13 protein-coding genes are annotated in these 14,438 nt (G+C 57.1%); 4 read left to right on the top strand and 9 right to left on the bottom strand.

Translation table 11 applies throughout. The annotated features are described in order from the left end of the window. Positions 1 to 64: 64 nt before the first annotated feature. The 3 genes from nadR to serB form a co-directional block, all read right to left on the bottom strand. Positions 65 to 1,297, bottom strand: coding sequence for a multifunctional transcriptional regulator/nicotinamide-nucleotide adenylyltransferase/ribosylnicotinamide kinase NadR (nadR, locus tag ACQG2G_RS03155; protein WP_014830583.1), 1,233 nt, complete (start codon positions 1,295 to 1,297; stop codon positions 65 to 67). A gap of 35 nt (positions 1,298 to 1,332) precedes the next feature. Then, a complete protein-coding gene (gene radA, locus ACQG2G_RS03150; protein ID WP_013095496.1) occupies positions 1,333 to 2,718 on the bottom strand; it encodes a DNA repair protein RadA in 1,386 nt (461 codons plus the stop codon). 75 nt (positions 2,719 to 2,793) lie between these two features. Further along, positions 2,794 to 3,762 carry a phosphoserine phosphatase gene (gene serB, locus ACQG2G_RS03145; RefSeq protein WP_061772808.1) on the bottom strand — a complete coding sequence of 323 codons (969 nt, stop codon included), beginning with the start codon at positions 3,760 to 3,762 and terminating at the stop codon, positions 2,794 to 2,796. A gap of 117 nt (positions 3,763 to 3,879) precedes the next feature. Between serB and ACQG2G_RS03140 the strand changes: the two genes are divergently transcribed. Together ACQG2G_RS03140 and lplA are read left to right on the top strand one after the other, a co-directional pair. Beyond that, on the top strand, positions 3,880 to 4,524 hold the full coding sequence (locus ACQG2G_RS03140; RefSeq protein ID WP_013095494.1) for a YtjB family periplasmic protein: 645 nt from the start codon (positions 3,880 to 3,882) through the stop codon (positions 4,522 to 4,524). Between the two features lie 39 nt (positions 4,525 to 4,563). Beyond that, on the top strand, positions 4,564 to 5,580 hold the full coding sequence (lplA, locus tag ACQG2G_RS03135; RefSeq protein ID WP_057071048.1) for a lipoate--protein ligase LplA: 1,017 nt from the start codon (positions 4,564 to 4,566) through the stop codon (positions 5,578 to 5,580). Positions 5,581 to 5,641: 61 nt separating this feature from the next. On the opposite strand, the gene deoD is transcribed toward lplA, so the two are convergent. The 4 genes from deoD to deoC form a co-directional block, all read right to left on the bottom strand. After that, the gene (deoD, locus tag ACQG2G_RS03130; RefSeq protein ID WP_013095492.1) at positions 5,642 to 6,364 is read right to left on the bottom strand and encodes a purine-nucleoside phosphorylase; all 723 of its coding nucleotides are present in this window, start codon (positions 6,362 to 6,364) and stop codon (positions 5,642 to 5,644) included. An 83-nt stretch (positions 6,365 to 6,447) separates the two neighbouring features. Then, positions 6,448 to 7,671, bottom strand: a complete 1,224-nt coding sequence (deoB, locus tag ACQG2G_RS03125; protein ID WP_013095491.1) for a phosphopentomutase — start codon at positions 7,669 to 7,671, stop codon at positions 6,448 to 6,450. 51 nt (positions 7,672 to 7,722) lie between these two features. Continuing rightward, the gene (gene deoA / locus ACQG2G_RS03120) at positions 7,723 to 9,045 is read right to left on the bottom strand and encodes a thymidine phosphorylase (RefSeq protein ID WP_032618491.1); all 1,323 of its coding nucleotides are present in this window, start codon (positions 9,043 to 9,045) and stop codon (positions 7,723 to 7,725) included. A gap of 100 nt (positions 9,046 to 9,145) precedes the next feature. Continuing rightward, positions 9,146 to 9,925: a deoxyribose-phosphate aldolase gene (deoC, locus tag ACQG2G_RS03115; protein WP_038981141.1), complete on the bottom strand. Its 780-nt coding sequence runs from the start codon at positions 9,923 to 9,925 to the stop codon at positions 9,146 to 9,148. A 262-nt stretch (positions 9,926 to 10,187) separates the two neighbouring features. On the opposite strand from deoC, the gene ACQG2G_RS03110 reads away from it, so the two are divergent. Continuing rightward, positions 10,188 to 11,735 (top strand): YjjI family glycine radical enzyme, encoded by a 1,548-nt coding sequence (locus ACQG2G_RS03110; protein WP_061771823.1) that lies wholly within the window; start codon positions 10,188 to 10,190, stop codon positions 11,733 to 11,735. After that, positions 11,710 to 12,570: a YjjW family glycine radical enzyme activase gene (locus ACQG2G_RS03105; protein WP_061771822.1), complete on the top strand. Its 861-nt coding sequence runs from the start codon at positions 11,710 to 11,712 to the stop codon at positions 12,568 to 12,570. Before ACQG2G_RS03110 ends, ACQG2G_RS03105 begins: the two co-directional genes overlap by 26 nt. Here ACQG2G_RS03105 and ACQG2G_RS03100 read toward each other — a convergent pair. Together ACQG2G_RS03100 and ACQG2G_RS03095 are read right to left on the bottom strand one after the other, a co-directional pair. After that, positions 12,565 to 13,347, bottom strand: a complete 783-nt coding sequence (locus ACQG2G_RS03100; protein WP_023621924.1) for a TatD family hydrolase — start codon at positions 13,345 to 13,347, stop codon at positions 12,565 to 12,567. The genes ACQG2G_RS03105 and ACQG2G_RS03100 overlap by 6 nt on opposite strands. After that, positions 13,344 to 14,396 carry a patatin-like phospholipase family protein gene (locus ACQG2G_RS03095; protein WP_013095485.1) on the bottom strand — a complete coding sequence of 351 codons (1,053 nt, stop codon included), beginning with the start codon at positions 14,394 to 14,396 and terminating at the stop codon, positions 13,344 to 13,346. The genes ACQG2G_RS03100 and ACQG2G_RS03095 overlap by 4 nt, the downstream gene beginning before the upstream one ends. Positions 14,397 to 14,438: the final 42 nt, after the last annotated feature.

Below are 14,438 nucleotides of genomic sequence, written 5' to 3'. Positions count from 1 at the left end.
TTCCCCCTCACCCTGCCCTCTCCCCACGGGGGAGAGGGTTAGGGTGAGGGGCAAACCTGTGAATTTACCCCTGCTCCCCCATCATCTCCTTCACCAGCTCGACGCAGCGCAGGAAACGGGTGTCGTAATCAGACGCTTCAACGTGGACAAACTCCACGTTGTTCTCGTGAAGCATCTCCACCAGCATCGTCTGGAACTCTTTTCTGTCCACTGAGCTACCGAGGCTGCGCATCCCGTCGGCGACCCACGGCGTGTTGTTTTCCAGCAGGATCACCAGGTCGAAGCGATATTCATCGATCAGCGCCTGTACGAACGGGTGCTCGCGTCCTTCATACTTCTTACAGAAGGCTTGTGTGGTGACAAAATCGGTGTCGATGAAGGCCACTTTGTTGGCGTATTTCACCGCGAAATCAATATACTGAGCATGGCCTAGCGCGATTTTATCGTAATCAGAATACTGCAGCGCCATCTCGTCTCCCCCCAGATGGGAAAAGACATAATCACGTCCGTATTCCCACGCGCTGGTGGTATTGAAGATATTTGCCAGCTTGTTAACCAGCGTCGATTTCCCGCTGGATTCACCGCCCAGAATCGCAACTGTGCGCACAAAGAACGGCTTCACTTCGGTCGGGATGTAATCCCAGTAGCGGAACGGGTTTTCGCGGATCTGCGCCCCGCTGATGTTCATGAATGTACGCTTAGGATCGATCAGCACCGTTTCAATGCCCAGATGCTCGCGGAACTGCGGTGCGTCGGACTCTTCAGAGGTGTAGATCCAGTTGGGCGCAATGCCCTTCTCTTCCATAAACGCTTTAATGCCGTTGCTCCACACGTCCCAGCCGTGTGGATACGGCTCCATGCCCTCTTCGTTAAAGGCATGAATGCGAATGTTTTTCTGATATTTGAAGGTCTGAAGCAGCCAGCGCAGGCGATCCGGCACCGTCGGCTGCTGCGACATGGCGCTGTCTTCAAACAGCTGACGGTCACGGGTTTCATCGTAACCCATGATGATGTGCAGCTCGTCGACCTGGCTACAGGCGCGCTGGATCAGGTAGATATGGCCGGTATGCAGCGGGTAAAACTTACCAAACACCACGCCGATGTTCTTTTGCATACGCGGGAATTCAAGCCCCAGAAAGCGATGTAACGCTTCCAGCTTTTGCGCGCTGGGGCTTTTGATTTTGGCGTTCAGCAACTGGCTAAGATAGCCTTTCGTCATGCCGCTGGCGTCAGCCACCTGCTGTAGCGTGCAGCCTTTCTGACGGATTGCGGTCTTGATGTAGTCAAATGATGACATAAATTACGGTGCCTCCTGCAAAATCGAATACGTAATTATAAGTCGTCAAAGACATTTAACGCATCTGCGAGTTTTTTAACGCCAAAGACCTGCATCCCTTCGGGGATCTTCTTCGGCACGTTGGCCGCCGGCACAATCGCCCGGCGGAAGCCATGTTTCGCCGCCTCGGAGATGCGCTCCTGGCCGCTGGGCACCGGGCGGATCTCCCCGGCCAGCCCCACTTCGCCGAAGACCACCAAATCCTGCGGCAGCGGTCTGTCGCGCAGACTGGAGACCATCGCCAGCAGCAGCGCCAGATCGGCACTGGTCTCTGAAACTTTCACGCCCCCGACCACGTTGACGAAGACATCCTGATCGGCCATTTGCAGGCCACCATGACGGTGTAGCACCGCCAGCAGGATCGCCAGACGGTTCTGTTCCAGACCGACCGCCACGCGCCGCGGGTTACCCATCATCGAGTGATCCACCAGCGCCTGAATTTCAACAAGCAGCGGGCGCGTCCCCTCCCACAGCACCATCACCGAACTGCCGGAGGTGACTTCATCTCCCCGGCTCAGGAAGATGGCCGACGGGTTGCTGACTTCGCGCAGCCCCTGCTCGGTCATGGCAAATACGCCCAGTTCATTCACCGCACCAAAGCGGTTTTTGTGGCTGCGCAGGGTACGGAAGCGGGAGTCTGCGTCGCCGTCCAGCATCACGGAGCAGTCGATACAGTGCTCAAGCACTTTTGGCCCCGCCAGGGAACCATCTTTTGTAACGTGGCCGACCATCACAATCGCCACGCCGCGGGTTTTGGCAAAACGCGTCAGATACGCGGCGGTCTCACGCACCTGCGCCACGCTGCCCGGCGAGGACTGAATATCCGCCATGTGCATCACCTGGATGGAGTCAATCACCATCAGCTTCGGCTGCTCTTCTTCGGCAATCATGCAGATCTGCTCAATGCTGGTTTCCGACAGCATATTCAGATTGCCGGTAGGTAACCCCAGACGGTGTGCTCGCATCGCCACCTGCTGCAGGGACTCTTCGCCGGTGACGTACAGGGTTTTCATCTGCTCGGCGAGCTTGCAGAGCGTTTGCAGCAGCAGGGTCGATTTACCCGCTCCCGGGTTACCGCCGATCAGGATCGCACTGCCCGGCACCACGCCGCCGCCAAGCACGCGGTCAAACTCTTTGAAGCCGGTGGAGAAGCGCGGCAACGCTTCCAGACTGATTTCTGACAGTTTTTGGACTTTTGCCACACCGGCATTACCCGCATAGCCGCTCAGGCGTTCATTGCGGGCCACACTCGGCGAAGCCGCCACACCACGCACTTCGGTGATGGTGTTCCAGGCATGACAGGCGCTGCATTGCCCCTGCCAGCGCGGATAATCCGCACCACATTCATTACAGACAAATGCGCGTTTTGGGGCTTTAGCCACGGTTTACCTCGTTATTTCAGTGCGGCCTGCGCGCCGGGTGGCGCTAACGCTTACCCGGCCTACAATCGCATACCGTTATTTCTGATTCAGGCTGCCGGAGAGGATGCAGAACACCCCCATCAGGTCAGCGTGACGGATTGTCACTTCCGTCTTTTCATTCACTTTTGGCTTGGCATGGTAAGCAATGCCAAGACCGGCAACTTTGATCATGGGCAGATCGTTTGCGCCATCGCCAATGGCAACGGTCTGGGCAACCGGAATTTCATATTTCTCGGCCAGTCGGCTCAGCGTATTGGCTTTATACTGCGCATCCACGATATCGCCGAGCAACTGCCCGGTCAGCTTACCGTCCATGATCTCCAGCTCGTTGGCGACCACGGTGGTCAGATGCAGTTTTTCCCGCAGGTAATCCGCGAAGAAGGTAAAGCCACCGGAAGCGATCGCCACTTTCCAGCCCAGCGACTGGAGCTTCAGCACCAGTTGCGTCAGCCCGGGCATCAGCGGCAGTTCATCGCGCACCTGACGCAGGATATTGGCATCGGCCCCTTTGAGGGTCGCCACGCGCTGTCTCAGGCTGGCAGTAAAATCCAGCTCGCCGCGCATCGCGCGCTCGGTCACTTCCGCCACCAGCTCGCCGCTGCCCGCCAGTTTGGCAATCTCATCGATACACTCAATCTGGATGGCGGTAGAGTCCATATCCATCACCAGCAGACCCGGCGTTTTCAGATGGGGGATTTTACCCAGCGGGGCAACGTCCAGCCCGGCGTCGTGCGCCAGACGCGTCGCGCGCTGCGTCAGGGAACCGGCCAGGCGAATGACCTGATAATCTTCCACACACCAGGCGGCGACAATCACCATCGCCGCACCCAGTTTAGTTTGATATTGGGTAAGGCGTTGCTTATCCAGGCCGCGTCCGTACAGCAGCCAGCCGCTACGGCCAGCGTGGTAATCCAGAGGCATCACCTCATCGCCACTTAAAGAGAGCGGCAATCCTGGCCATAAAGAGACATCCGTTGGCAGGTCGCACCAGGTAATGTTCGGCATTGAAGCTCCTGTAATTTCGTTCGCGCCGGAAGGTTCCAGAGGGAAAATAACGCATGAGGCTACCCTGTAACCATCACTTCTGGCAACATTAAGCCGTAAATTTTCAGCAGGTGGAATATGGCTCGCGCAAAACTGAAATTCCGGCTTCATCGTGCCGTGATCGTCCTTTTCTGTCTCGCCCTGTTAGTGGTGCTGATGCAAGGGGCGTCGTGGTTTAGCCAGAATCATCAACGGCAACGGAATCCGCAGTTTGAGGAGCTGGCCCGCACGCTGGCGCGTCAGGTTACGCTTAACGTCGCGCCCGCTATGCGTACCGAAACGCCGGATGACAAACGCATCAGCCAGGTTTTGCGTCAGTTAACCGAGAACAGCCGTATCCTGGATGCCGGTGTCTACGATGAAAAAGGCGATCTGATTGCCCGCGCGGGCGAGCATGTCGACGTACGCGACAGGCTGGCGCTGGACGGTAAAAAAGCCGGGGGCTACTTTAACCAGCAGATCGTCGAACCTATTCAGGGCAAAAATGGTCCGCTGGGGTATCTGCGCCTGACGCTCGACACCCATACCCTGCCCACGGAAGCCAAACAGGTGGATAACACCACCAATATACTCCGTCTGATGCTCCTGCTCTCCCTCGCCATTGGCGTGGTACTGGCCCGCACCTTGCTGCAGGGCAAGCGCACCCGCTGGCAGCAGTCGCCCTTCCTGCTGACCGCCAGCAAATCTGTTCCTGAAGACGAAGAGAGCGAAAAGAAAGATTAGTGATAAAGTAGGCTGATGATTCGGAAAAGGAACTCTGCCATGACGACGTTACGCCTGCTGCTCTCTGACTCTTACGATCCGTGGTTTAATCTTGCGGTGGAAGAGTGCATCTTCCGCCAGATGCCGGCCACCCAACGCGTGCTGTTTCTCTGGCGCAATGCCGACACGGTGGTCATTGGCCGCGCGCAGAATCCGTGGAAAGAGTGTAACACCCGGCGTATGGAAGAGGACAACGTCCGTCTGGCACGCCGCAGCAGCGGCGGTGGTGCGGTATTCCACGATCTGGGCAATACCTGCTTTACCTTTATGGCGGGTAAGCCGGAATACGACAAGACCATCTCAACGTCCATTGTTCTTAACGCGCTCAATTCGCTCGGCGTGACGGCAGAAGCCTCCGGGCGTAACGACCTGGTGGTCAAAACGCCCGATGGAGATCGCAAAGTGTCAGGCTCAGCCTATCGCGAAACACTGGATCGCGGCTTCCACCACGGCACCCTTCTTCTTAACGCCGATCTCAGCCGTCTGGCGAACTACCTGAATCCCGACAAGAAAAAACTGCAGGCCAAAGGGATCACTTCCGTGCGGGGGCGCGTGGCCAACCTGGTTGAGCTTCTGCCGGACATCACTCACGCGCAAATCTGCGAGGCGATCCAGGAAGCCTTCTTTGCCCATTACGGTGAGCGCGTAGAGGCAGAGGTGATCTCCCCGGATAAAACCCCGGATCTGCCCAATTTCGCCGAAACCTTTGCCCGTCAGAGCAGCTGGGAGTGGAACTTTGGCCAGGCGCCTGCCTTTTCGCATCTGCTGGACGAACGCTTTACCTGGGGCGGCGTGGAGCTGCACTTTGACGTAGAGAAAGGTCATATCACCCGCACGCAGGTGTTTACGGACAGCCTTAACCCGGCGCCGTTAGAGGCGCTGGCGGCTCGTTTGCAGGGCTGTTTGTATCGGGCGGATATGCTGCAGCAGGAATGCGATGCGTTGATCGGGGATTTCCCGGGGCAGGAAAATGAGCTGAGGGAGTTGTCAGCGTGGATTGCACGGGCCGTGCGCTAGGTGCGACCTGGTGCTCTCACCCCAACCCTCTCCCACAGGGAGAGGGTTGGAAGAGACAGAATTACTCTTTATCGCCCAGCAGAACGGATTCCAGCGCGATTTTGATCATGTCGTTGAAGGTGGTCTGACGCTCAGCAGCCGTGGTCTGCTCGTGGGTACGGATGTGGTCAGAGACGGTGCAGATGGTCAGCGCTTTCGCACCGAACTCAGCCGCGACGCCGTAGATGCCCGCCGCTTCCATTTCCACGCCCAGGATGCCGTATTTTTCCATCACGTCGAACATCTCGCCGCCGTCCGGCGCATAGAACAGATCCGCAGAGAACAGGTTACCCACGCGAGCATCAACGCCCAGCGCTTTAGCCGCGTCAACCGCGTTACGCACCATGCCGAAATCAGCAATCGCCGCGAAGTCGTGATCTTTGAAACGCATACGGTTGACTTTGGAATCGGTGCAGGCACCCATACCAATCACCACATCACGCAGTTTAACGTCCATGCGCACCGCGCCGCAGGAGCCAACACGGATGATTTTCTTCACGCCGAAATCGGTGATCAGCTCTTTGGTGTAGATGGAGCAGGATGGGATACCCATACCGTGGCCCATCACGGAGATTTTGCGGCCTTTGTACGTTCCGGTGAAGCCCAGCATGCCGCGAACGTTGTTCACTTCACGCACGTCTTCCAGGAAAGTTTCTGCAATGTGTTTCGCGCGCAGCGGGTCGCCCGGCATCAATACGACGTCAGCGAAATCACCCATTTCTGCGTTAATGTGAGGAGTTGCCATCTTCAGTTCCTTTTCATTGTAAATTCGCCCTCTCCCCGTGGGAGAGGGTTGGGGTGAGGGCATCAGGCCGCACCCAACATAACTCAGAACATCGCCTTGCCATATTCCATGTCAGACGTTCCAAAATATTTCGCAATCGTCTGGCCGATGTCCGCGAAGGTTTCACGGTGACCCAGCGAGCCCGGTTTCACTTTCGGGCCGTACACCAGCACCGGAATGTGCTCACGGGTGTGGTCAGTACCGGTCCAGGTTGGGTCACAGCCGTGGTCAGCGGTCAGGATCAGAATGTCATCTTCACCCACCAGCTCCATCAGTTCTGGCAGACGACGGTCGAACAGCTCCAGACCGGCCGCATAACCCGCCACGTCGCGACGGTGGCCCCAGGAGGAGTCGAAGTCGACGAAGTTGGTGAAGACGATGGTGTTATCACCCGCTTCTTTCATCTCTTTGACGGTCGCGTCAAACAGCGCATCCAGGCCGGTGGCTTTCACCTTTTTGGTGATACCGCAGTTGGCGTAGATATCGGCGATTTTACCCACGGAAACCACGTGACCGCCTTTCTCATCAACCAGTTTCTGCAGCACGGTAGGTGCCGGTGGCTCAACGGCCAGGTCGTGACGGTTACCGGTACGCTGGAAGTTACCCGCTTTGTCGCCGATAAACGGACGCGCGATAACACGACCAATGTTGTAGCCGCCTTCGGTCAGCTCTTCACGGGCGATTTCGCACAGCTCGTACAGTTTATCCAGGCCAAACGTCTCTTCGTGGCAGGCAATCTGGAATACAGAGTCAGCAGAGGTGTAGAAAATCGGCTTACCGGTTTTCATGTGCTCTTCGCCGAGCTGATCCAGAATCACGGTACCGGAAGAGTGACAGTTACCGAGGTAGCCCGGCAGATTGGCGCGTTTCACCAGCTTATCGAGCAGCTCCTGCGGGAAGCTGTTCTCATGATCGGAGAAGTAGCCCCAGTCAAACAGAACCGGCACACCGGCGATTTCCCAGTGTCCAGATGGGGTGTCTTTACCGGAAGAGAGCTCATGCGCCCAGGCGTAAGCGCCCACCACTTCCGCGTTGCCGTCCATACCGGCAGCGATTTTACCGGTAGAACCTTCATGCGCTTTCACCAGACCGAGGCGGGTCAGATTGGGCAGAGTCAGAGGGCCTTTACGACCGTTGTCCGCTTCGCCTTTCGCACAGGCTTCCGCGATGTGACCCATGGTATCGGAACCCACGTCACCAAAACGTTCTGCATCTTCGGTTGCGCCGATGCCGAATGAGTCCAGCACCATAATAAATGCACGTTTCATAATTGTTCTCCGTACGTAGTGCTAAAAATGATTGATCAGATCAGTATACCGCTATTCGGTGATACGACGATAGACCGAAGGCGAGCTTTCTGGTGCTTTATCCGCAAGCGTAATAGCCGCTTTCACCGCCTTCGCCGCCTCCTGCCAGCTGGCTTCGTCTTTGGCGTGGATCACCGCCAGCGGACGTTCTCCGTCAACGCTGTCGCCCAGACGGGCCATATCGGTAAAGCCAACGCTGTAATCAATGGTGTCCGATGCCTGACGACGGCCGCCGCCCATCGAGACCACCGCCATACCCAGTGCACGGGTGTCCATAGCAGAGACGAAACCTTCGCTATCGGCATAAACGGCTTTGCTGAGCGTCGCGGTCGGCAGGTATTTCGCGTAGTTTTCCACGAAGTCGGTCGGGCCTTTTTGCGCCGCCACCATGCGGCCAAAGATCTCTGCCGCTTTGCCGTTATCCAGCACCGCCTGCAGTTTCGCGCGCGCTTCAGCGTCGTCTTTCGCCAGTTTGCCTGAAATCAGCATCTCGACGCACAGCGCCATGGTCACGTCGAACAGCCGTGGGTTGCGGTAAACGCCTGTCAGGAATTGAACGGCTTCGCGCACTTCGACGGCGTTACCGGCGCTGGAGGCCAGCACCTGATTCATGTCCGTCAGCAATGCGGTGGTGCGCACGCCTGCGCCGTTGGCGACGCCAACGATCGCTTCAGCAAGCTGAGCAGAGAGTTCATAGGTTGGCATAAACGCGCCGCTACCCACTTTTACGTCCATTACCAGCGCGTCCAGCCCTTCTGCCAGTTTCTTCGCCAGAATAGAGGCGGTGATCAGCGGGATAGAATCAACGGTTGCGGTGATATCGCGGGTTGCGTAGAAGCGCTTGTCTGCCGGGGCAAGCGAGCTGGTCTGGCCGATGATCGCCACGCCAACGTCTTTAATAATTTCGCGGAAGCGGTTGTCATCCGGGAAGATATCGAAGCCCGGAATGGCTTCCAGTTTGTCGAGCGTACCGCCGGTGTGTCCCAGGCCGCGCCCGGAGATCATCGGGATATAACCGCCGCAGGCCGCCACCATGGGGCCGAGCATCAGAGACGTTACATCGCCTACGCCGCCGGTGGAGTGTTTGTCGACAATCGGACCGTTGAGGTTGAGGCTCTTCCAGTCCAGTACGGTTCCTGAATCTCGCATCGCCATGGTCAACGAGACACGCTCAGGCATCGACATATCGTGGAAGAAGATGGTCATCGCCAGGGCAGCAATCTGCCCTTCTGAGATGGTGTTATCTCGAATGCCGTTGATAAAGAAGCGGATCTCTTCGTCGCTTAATGCATGACCATCACGTTTTTTACGAATAATTTCTTGTGCGAGAAACACGGTAACCCCCATGAGGAATCGGGTGAATGATGGCGGGTACGATATACCCGACCACGATCCTGTAGGCCGGGTAAGCGTAGCGCCACCCGGCAATTCAAACTTAGTAGCTGCTGGCGCTCTTACCGTCGCCATGACCCAGCGCTTTCAGCAGGCTTGCCAGCAGGCTGGACGCGCCGAAGCGGTAGTGACGTGAGTCCGCCCACTCTTCGCCGAACAGCTCGTCGGCAATCGCCAGGAACTGCTGCGCGTCTTCCGCAGTACGCACGCCGCCCGCCGGTTTAAAGCCCACAGTTTTGGACACGCCCATATCGCGGATCACTTCCATCATGATGCGCGCGCTTTCCGGGGTCGCATTCACCGGCACTTTACCGGTAGAGGTTTTAATGAAATCCGCACCGGCTTTGATGGAGATTTCGGACGCTTTACGAATCAGCGCTTCTTCTTTCAGTTCGCCAGTTTCGATGATCACTTTCAGCAGCACGTTTGCCGCCGCGCAGGCGTCTTTACAGGCTTTCACCAGGTCAAAGCCCACCTGCTCGTTGCCCGCGATCAGCGCACGGTACGGGAATACCACGTCAACTTCGTCTGCGCCGTAGGCAATCGCCGCGCGGGTTTCCGCCAGCGCGATCTCGATATCGTCGTTGCCATGCGGGAAGTTAGTTACGGTTGCAATGCGCACGTCCGGGGTACCCTGCTCTTTCAGCGTTTTGCGGGCAATCGGGATAAAGCGCGGATAGATGCAGACAGCGGCAGTGTTGCCCACTGGCGTTTTCGCCTGATGACACAGGGCGATGACTTTTTCATTGGTGTCGTCATCGTTCAGGGTGGTCAGGTCCATCAGTTTCAACGCGCGCAGGCTGCTTGTAGTTAAATCGGTCATAACATTCTCCAACGGCGGTGCCGTATCAATTTTACCTTGCGGGTCTGTGAGTATTCTAACATCCACCCGCATTCACACTTCGACATTCATCACAGTTAATGAAAACTACGTACAAATTTGCATTACTGTAATGAGATCTGCTTCAAATTTTAATGCGTGAACTGCTGACGAATGCAGCGATTCCCCTCGTCAGATCAAAAGCCCTGACGGGATGGCTTCCTACAATCCGTTCATCATCCGCAGAACAATCAAGGAAGCGAACATGCCCCACGCCAGCCCCGACGCCCTGCAACAACGTTGCCAGCACATTGTGACAAGCCCGGTATTAACCCCGGAACAGAAGCGTCATTTTCTGGCGCTGGAAGCGGAAAACAATCTGCCTTATCCGGCACTTCCTGAGGCGGCTCGTGCCGCGCTGGACAAGGGGTTTATCTGCGACATGTTTGAAGGCCACGCGCCCTATAAACCCCGTTATGTTCTGCCGGATTACGCAACGTTTCTGGCTAAAGGTTCAGAATGGCTGGAGCTGGAGGGGGCGAAAGATCTGGATGACGCGCTCTCGCTGTTAACCATTCTCTACCATCATGTGCCTTCAGTAACATCAATGCCGGTCTATCTCGGTCACCTTGATGCCTTACTGCAACCCTATGTTAGAATTCTAACACAAGAAGCGATCGATAGCCGAATAAAACGTTTCTGGCGCTATCTCGACAGAACGTTGCCGGACGCCTTTACGCACGTCAACATTGGTCCGGCAGATACCCCCATCACCCGCGCCATTTTGCGTGCCGATGCAGAATTGAAGCAGGCTGCACCGAATCTGACGTTTATTTATGACCCGGACGTGACGCCGGACGATCTCCTGCTTGAGGTGGCAAAAAATATCTGTGAATGCAGCAAACCACATATTTCCCATGGCCCGGTGAATGATAAAATTTTCACAAAAGGCCGCTATGGCATCGTGAGCTGTTACAACTCGCTGCCGCTGGCGGGCGGCGGCAGTACGCTGGTCCGCCTCAATCTGCGGACGATTGCTGAACACAGCGCGTCACCCGACGATTTCTTCACGCGTATGTTGCCGCACTACTGCCAGCAACAAATGGCCATCATTGATGCCCGCTGCGCGTTTCTCTATCAACAATCCGGCTTCTTTGAGAATAGCTTCCTGGTGAAAGAGGGGCTGATTGATGCCGATCGCTTTGTACCGATGTTTGGCATGTACGGCATGGCAGAGGCGGTGAATACGCTTTGCGAAAAAGCGGGTATCGACGGCCGTTACGGTAAGAGCGAGCAGGCTAACGCGCTGGGCTATCGCATCAGCGAGCAGCTGGCGGCGTTTGTGGAAAACACGCCGGTGAAATACGGCTGGAAACAGCGTGCGATGCTCCATGCACAGTCGGGAATAAGTTCAGATGTCGGTACCACTCCGGGTGCGCGTCTGCCGTACGGCGACGAGCCGGATCCCATCACTCATCTGCTGGCCGTGGCGCCGCATCACCCGCACTACTCCGCCGGGATCAGCGACATTCTCACGCTGGATGAGACGGTAAAACGCAATCCGCAGGCGGTCGTGCAACTGTGCCTGGGGGCGTTTAAGGCCGGTATGCGGGAATTTACCGCCAACGTAGCCGGTAACGATCTGGTGCGCGTGACCGGCTATATGGTGCGGCTGTCAGATCTGGCACAGTATCGCGAAGCCGGATCGCGCACCAATACCACCTGGCTTGGCGAAGAAGCCGCACGCAATACCCGCATTCTGGATCGTCAGCCGCGCGTGATTAGCCATGAACAGCAGATGCGCTTTAGTTAGTCAGGTTATCCCCTTCTCCTGCGTGGACGGGCCGGGCAGCCGCCTGGCCCTCTTCCTGCAGGGCTGTAACCTGCGCTGTAAAACCTGCCACAACCCGTGGACCATCGGGCGCTGCAACGACTGCGGCGACTGCGTGCCCCACTGCCCGCACGATGCACTGAACATTCAGGCCGGGCGCGTCTGGTGGCAGGAGAGTCAGTGCCAGCAGTGCGATACCTGCCTGCATCTGTGCCAGCAGCAGGCAACGCCAATGGCGCAGCGCCTGAGCGTGGAAGAGATCCTCGCGCAGGTCCATAAAGCCGCCCCTTTTATTGAAGGGGTTACCGTGAGCGGCGGCGAAGCCACTACCCAGTTGCCGTTTTTGATCGCCCTGTTTACGGCGATCAAAACGGATCCCGCCCTGCGCCACCTGACGTGTCTGGTGGACAGCAACGGTCTGCTGGGGGAAACCGGCTGGCAAAGACTGCTGCCGGTACTGGATGGCGCGATGGTGGATCTCAAGGCGTGGGGAAACGAACATCACCGCGTGCTGACCGGACGCGAAAACCCGCAGATTAAGCAGAGCATTCGCTGGCTGGCGCAGCATCAGCGGCTGACGGAACTGCGTTTACTGGTGATCCCTGAGCAGTGCGATTATCTGGAGCATCTTAAGCCCCTGACAACATTTATCCTCGGGCTGGGGAATGTGCCGGTACGCATTAACGCGTTTCACGCGCACGGGGTTTACGGCGAGGCGGCGTCATGGCGCAGCGCTACACCGGAGGACATCGAGCCGCTGGCGCTGGCGCTCGAAAAACAGCACATCACGGTGATCCGCCCGGCACTTTACCTATAGCGTGATGCCAAACAGCGCGCGGGTATTTTCCAGCAGCGCATCTGCAATCTCCGTTTCCGGCTCCTCACGCAGTTCACACAGCGTGGTAAACACGCGTGCCGCCTGTTCCGGGCGGTTCGGCTGCCCCTGAAAACCGTTTAACGGCATATCAGGAGCATCCGTTTCCAGTAACAGAGCAGACAGCGGTAACTGTGCCATTACGTCGCGCGTTTTGCTGGCCCGGGGATAGGTAATGGTACCGCCCACGCCAATCTTATAGCCCAGTTCAATAAAACGCTGCGCCTGCTGCAGGCTACCGGAGAAACCGTGCACTACCCCTTTTCGCGGCAGATCGATGCGTTTCAGGTGCATCGCCAGTTTGTCGTGCGTACGTCGTGAGTGGAGGATCACCGGCAGATCGTGACGCTTTGCCAGCCTGAGCTGGGCATCAAGGATCGTCTGCTGGCGTTCAAACTGCGGATTATCGCGATAGAGATCGAGGCCGATCTCACCCATCGCGACCAGTTTGTTTTCGCGGGTTTGCAGCGCCGCATCCAGTACGTCAAGATGTTCGTCCAAATGGTGTTCTATCACTATAGGATGCAGACCCAGCGCGGCGTACAGCGCATCATGGCGGCGGGCGAGATCAAGCACGCGCTCGAATCTGTCCACTTCGATCGCGGGCACAATCATCGCGTGGATACCCGCCTGAGCGGCGCGCTCAATGCTCTGCGTCTCGTCCCCCGTAAACGGCGGAAAATCAAAGTGGCAGTGGGTATCAACAAAACGGTGCGTCACGCCAGATCCTCGTTATCCAGTAAAGCGTCATTCGCCTGCGGGACATCCACCAGCGGCACAGTCAGCGGATCGTTAGCCACAATCGCAGGCGGCGTAATAATGTGTTTGTGCCGGTGCAGCGGCGGTTGCTCTGCCAGCATTTTTCCAACCGTCGCCAGGAAGTAGCGTCCGCACAGTCGCCCCGTTTTATAATCTGCACGCAGCGCGGGAACACGGCTGCCGAGCGCCATACTCACCAGCGGTTTCGGCGGATAAATTTCAAAAATACGCAGCTTACCCGGCGGTTTTTCGATAAAGCGTTGCATCGCGCCGTAGGTAGTTTCATGCTGTTTCGCGATATTCACCAGCGGCTGCAAACTGCTGTCGCCCAACCAGCGCTCCATCCGTTTAAACCACTGCGGCGTGTAGTACATTTGCGACGGCACAGTGCGGATCACCACAATGGTTTTTGCCCCCCGCCGGGCCGCTTCCTGTACCGGCACCGCGTCACTGATGCCGCCGTCGAGATAGCTGATGCCGTCCAGCAGCGCGCCGGTCCGATAAAAGCCGGGAATGGCACTGGAGGCGCGGATGATATCCAGCCAGTTCTCTTTTTGCGGAGAGAAATAGCCCGGGGAATAATCATCGCCCCGGCTGGCGCACATCCAGAACGCTTTGCCGCTATCAAACAGGCGTGCGGCGGTATCCATCGCCAGCGGCATCTGGCTGGAGGTGGATTCCAGCAGCCAGTCGAGATCGATCAGGTTGCCGCCGCGCACGAAGCGCACCGGGTTAAAAAATTCTTTCGCCGTGGTGTAGCGCATAATGACTTTTCGCGCGTAGCCAGGCTGGTTACAGACATAGGCAGACAGGTTCTGCGCCCCGGCAGACGTGCCGAAGTAAAGGTCAAACGGGTTGAATTGCGCGCGCATAAATTCATCCAGCACGCCGGCGGTAAAAATGCCGCGCTGCCCGCCCCCCTCGCAAACCAGCGCAAGTTGACCAGCACGAAACGGTTTTAACGTCAGCGGCGCAATATTGCCGAGCGTAACGGGAATTCGTTGCCCCACCTCTGCTTTCCTGTTTTGATTATTTTCTCTCTCCACAGTAAC

Source organism: Enterobacter cloacae complex sp. 382A5, assembly GCF_050031095.1.
GTDB classification, from domain to species: Bacteria; Pseudomonadota; Gammaproteobacteria; order Enterobacterales; family Enterobacteriaceae; genus Enterobacter; species Enterobacter cloacae.
The sequence above is the reverse complement of the archived record's forward strand: the minus strand, read 5'-3'. Positions and strand labels throughout refer to the sequence as shown.

Coding starts and splice junctions, on each gene's coding strand:
- ACQG2G_RS03140 (WP_013095494.1), top strand. CDS start 3,880: ATGGCTCGCGCAAAACTGAAATTCCGGCTTCATCGTGCCGTGATCGTC.
- deoD (WP_013095492.1), bottom strand. CDS start 6,364: ATGGCAACTCCTCACATTAACGCAGAAATGGGTGATTTCGCTGACGTC.
- serB (WP_061772808.1), bottom strand. CDS start 3,762: ATGCCGAACATTACCTGGTGCGACCTGCCAACGGATGTCTCTTTATGG.
- deoB (WP_013095491.1), bottom strand. CDS start 7,671: ATGAAACGTGCATTTATTATGGTGCTGGACTCATTCGGCATCGGCGCA.
- lplA (WP_057071048.1), top strand. CDS start 4,564: ATGACGACGTTACGCCTGCTGCTCTCTGACTCTTACGATCCGTGGTTT.
- deoC (WP_038981141.1), bottom strand. CDS start 9,925: ATGACCGATTTAACTACAAGCAGCCTGCGCGCGTTGAAACTGATGGAC.
- nadR (WP_014830583.1), bottom strand. CDS start 1,297: ATGTCATCATTTGACTACATCAAGACCGCAATCCGTCAGAAAGGCTGC.
- ACQG2G_RS03110 (WP_061771823.1), top strand. CDS start 10,188: ATGCCCCACGCCAGCCCCGACGCCCTGCAACAACGTTGCCAGCACATT.
- ACQG2G_RS03105 (WP_061771822.1), top strand. CDS start 11,710: ATGAACAGCAGATGCGCTTTAGTTAGTCAGGTTATCCCCTTCTCCTGC.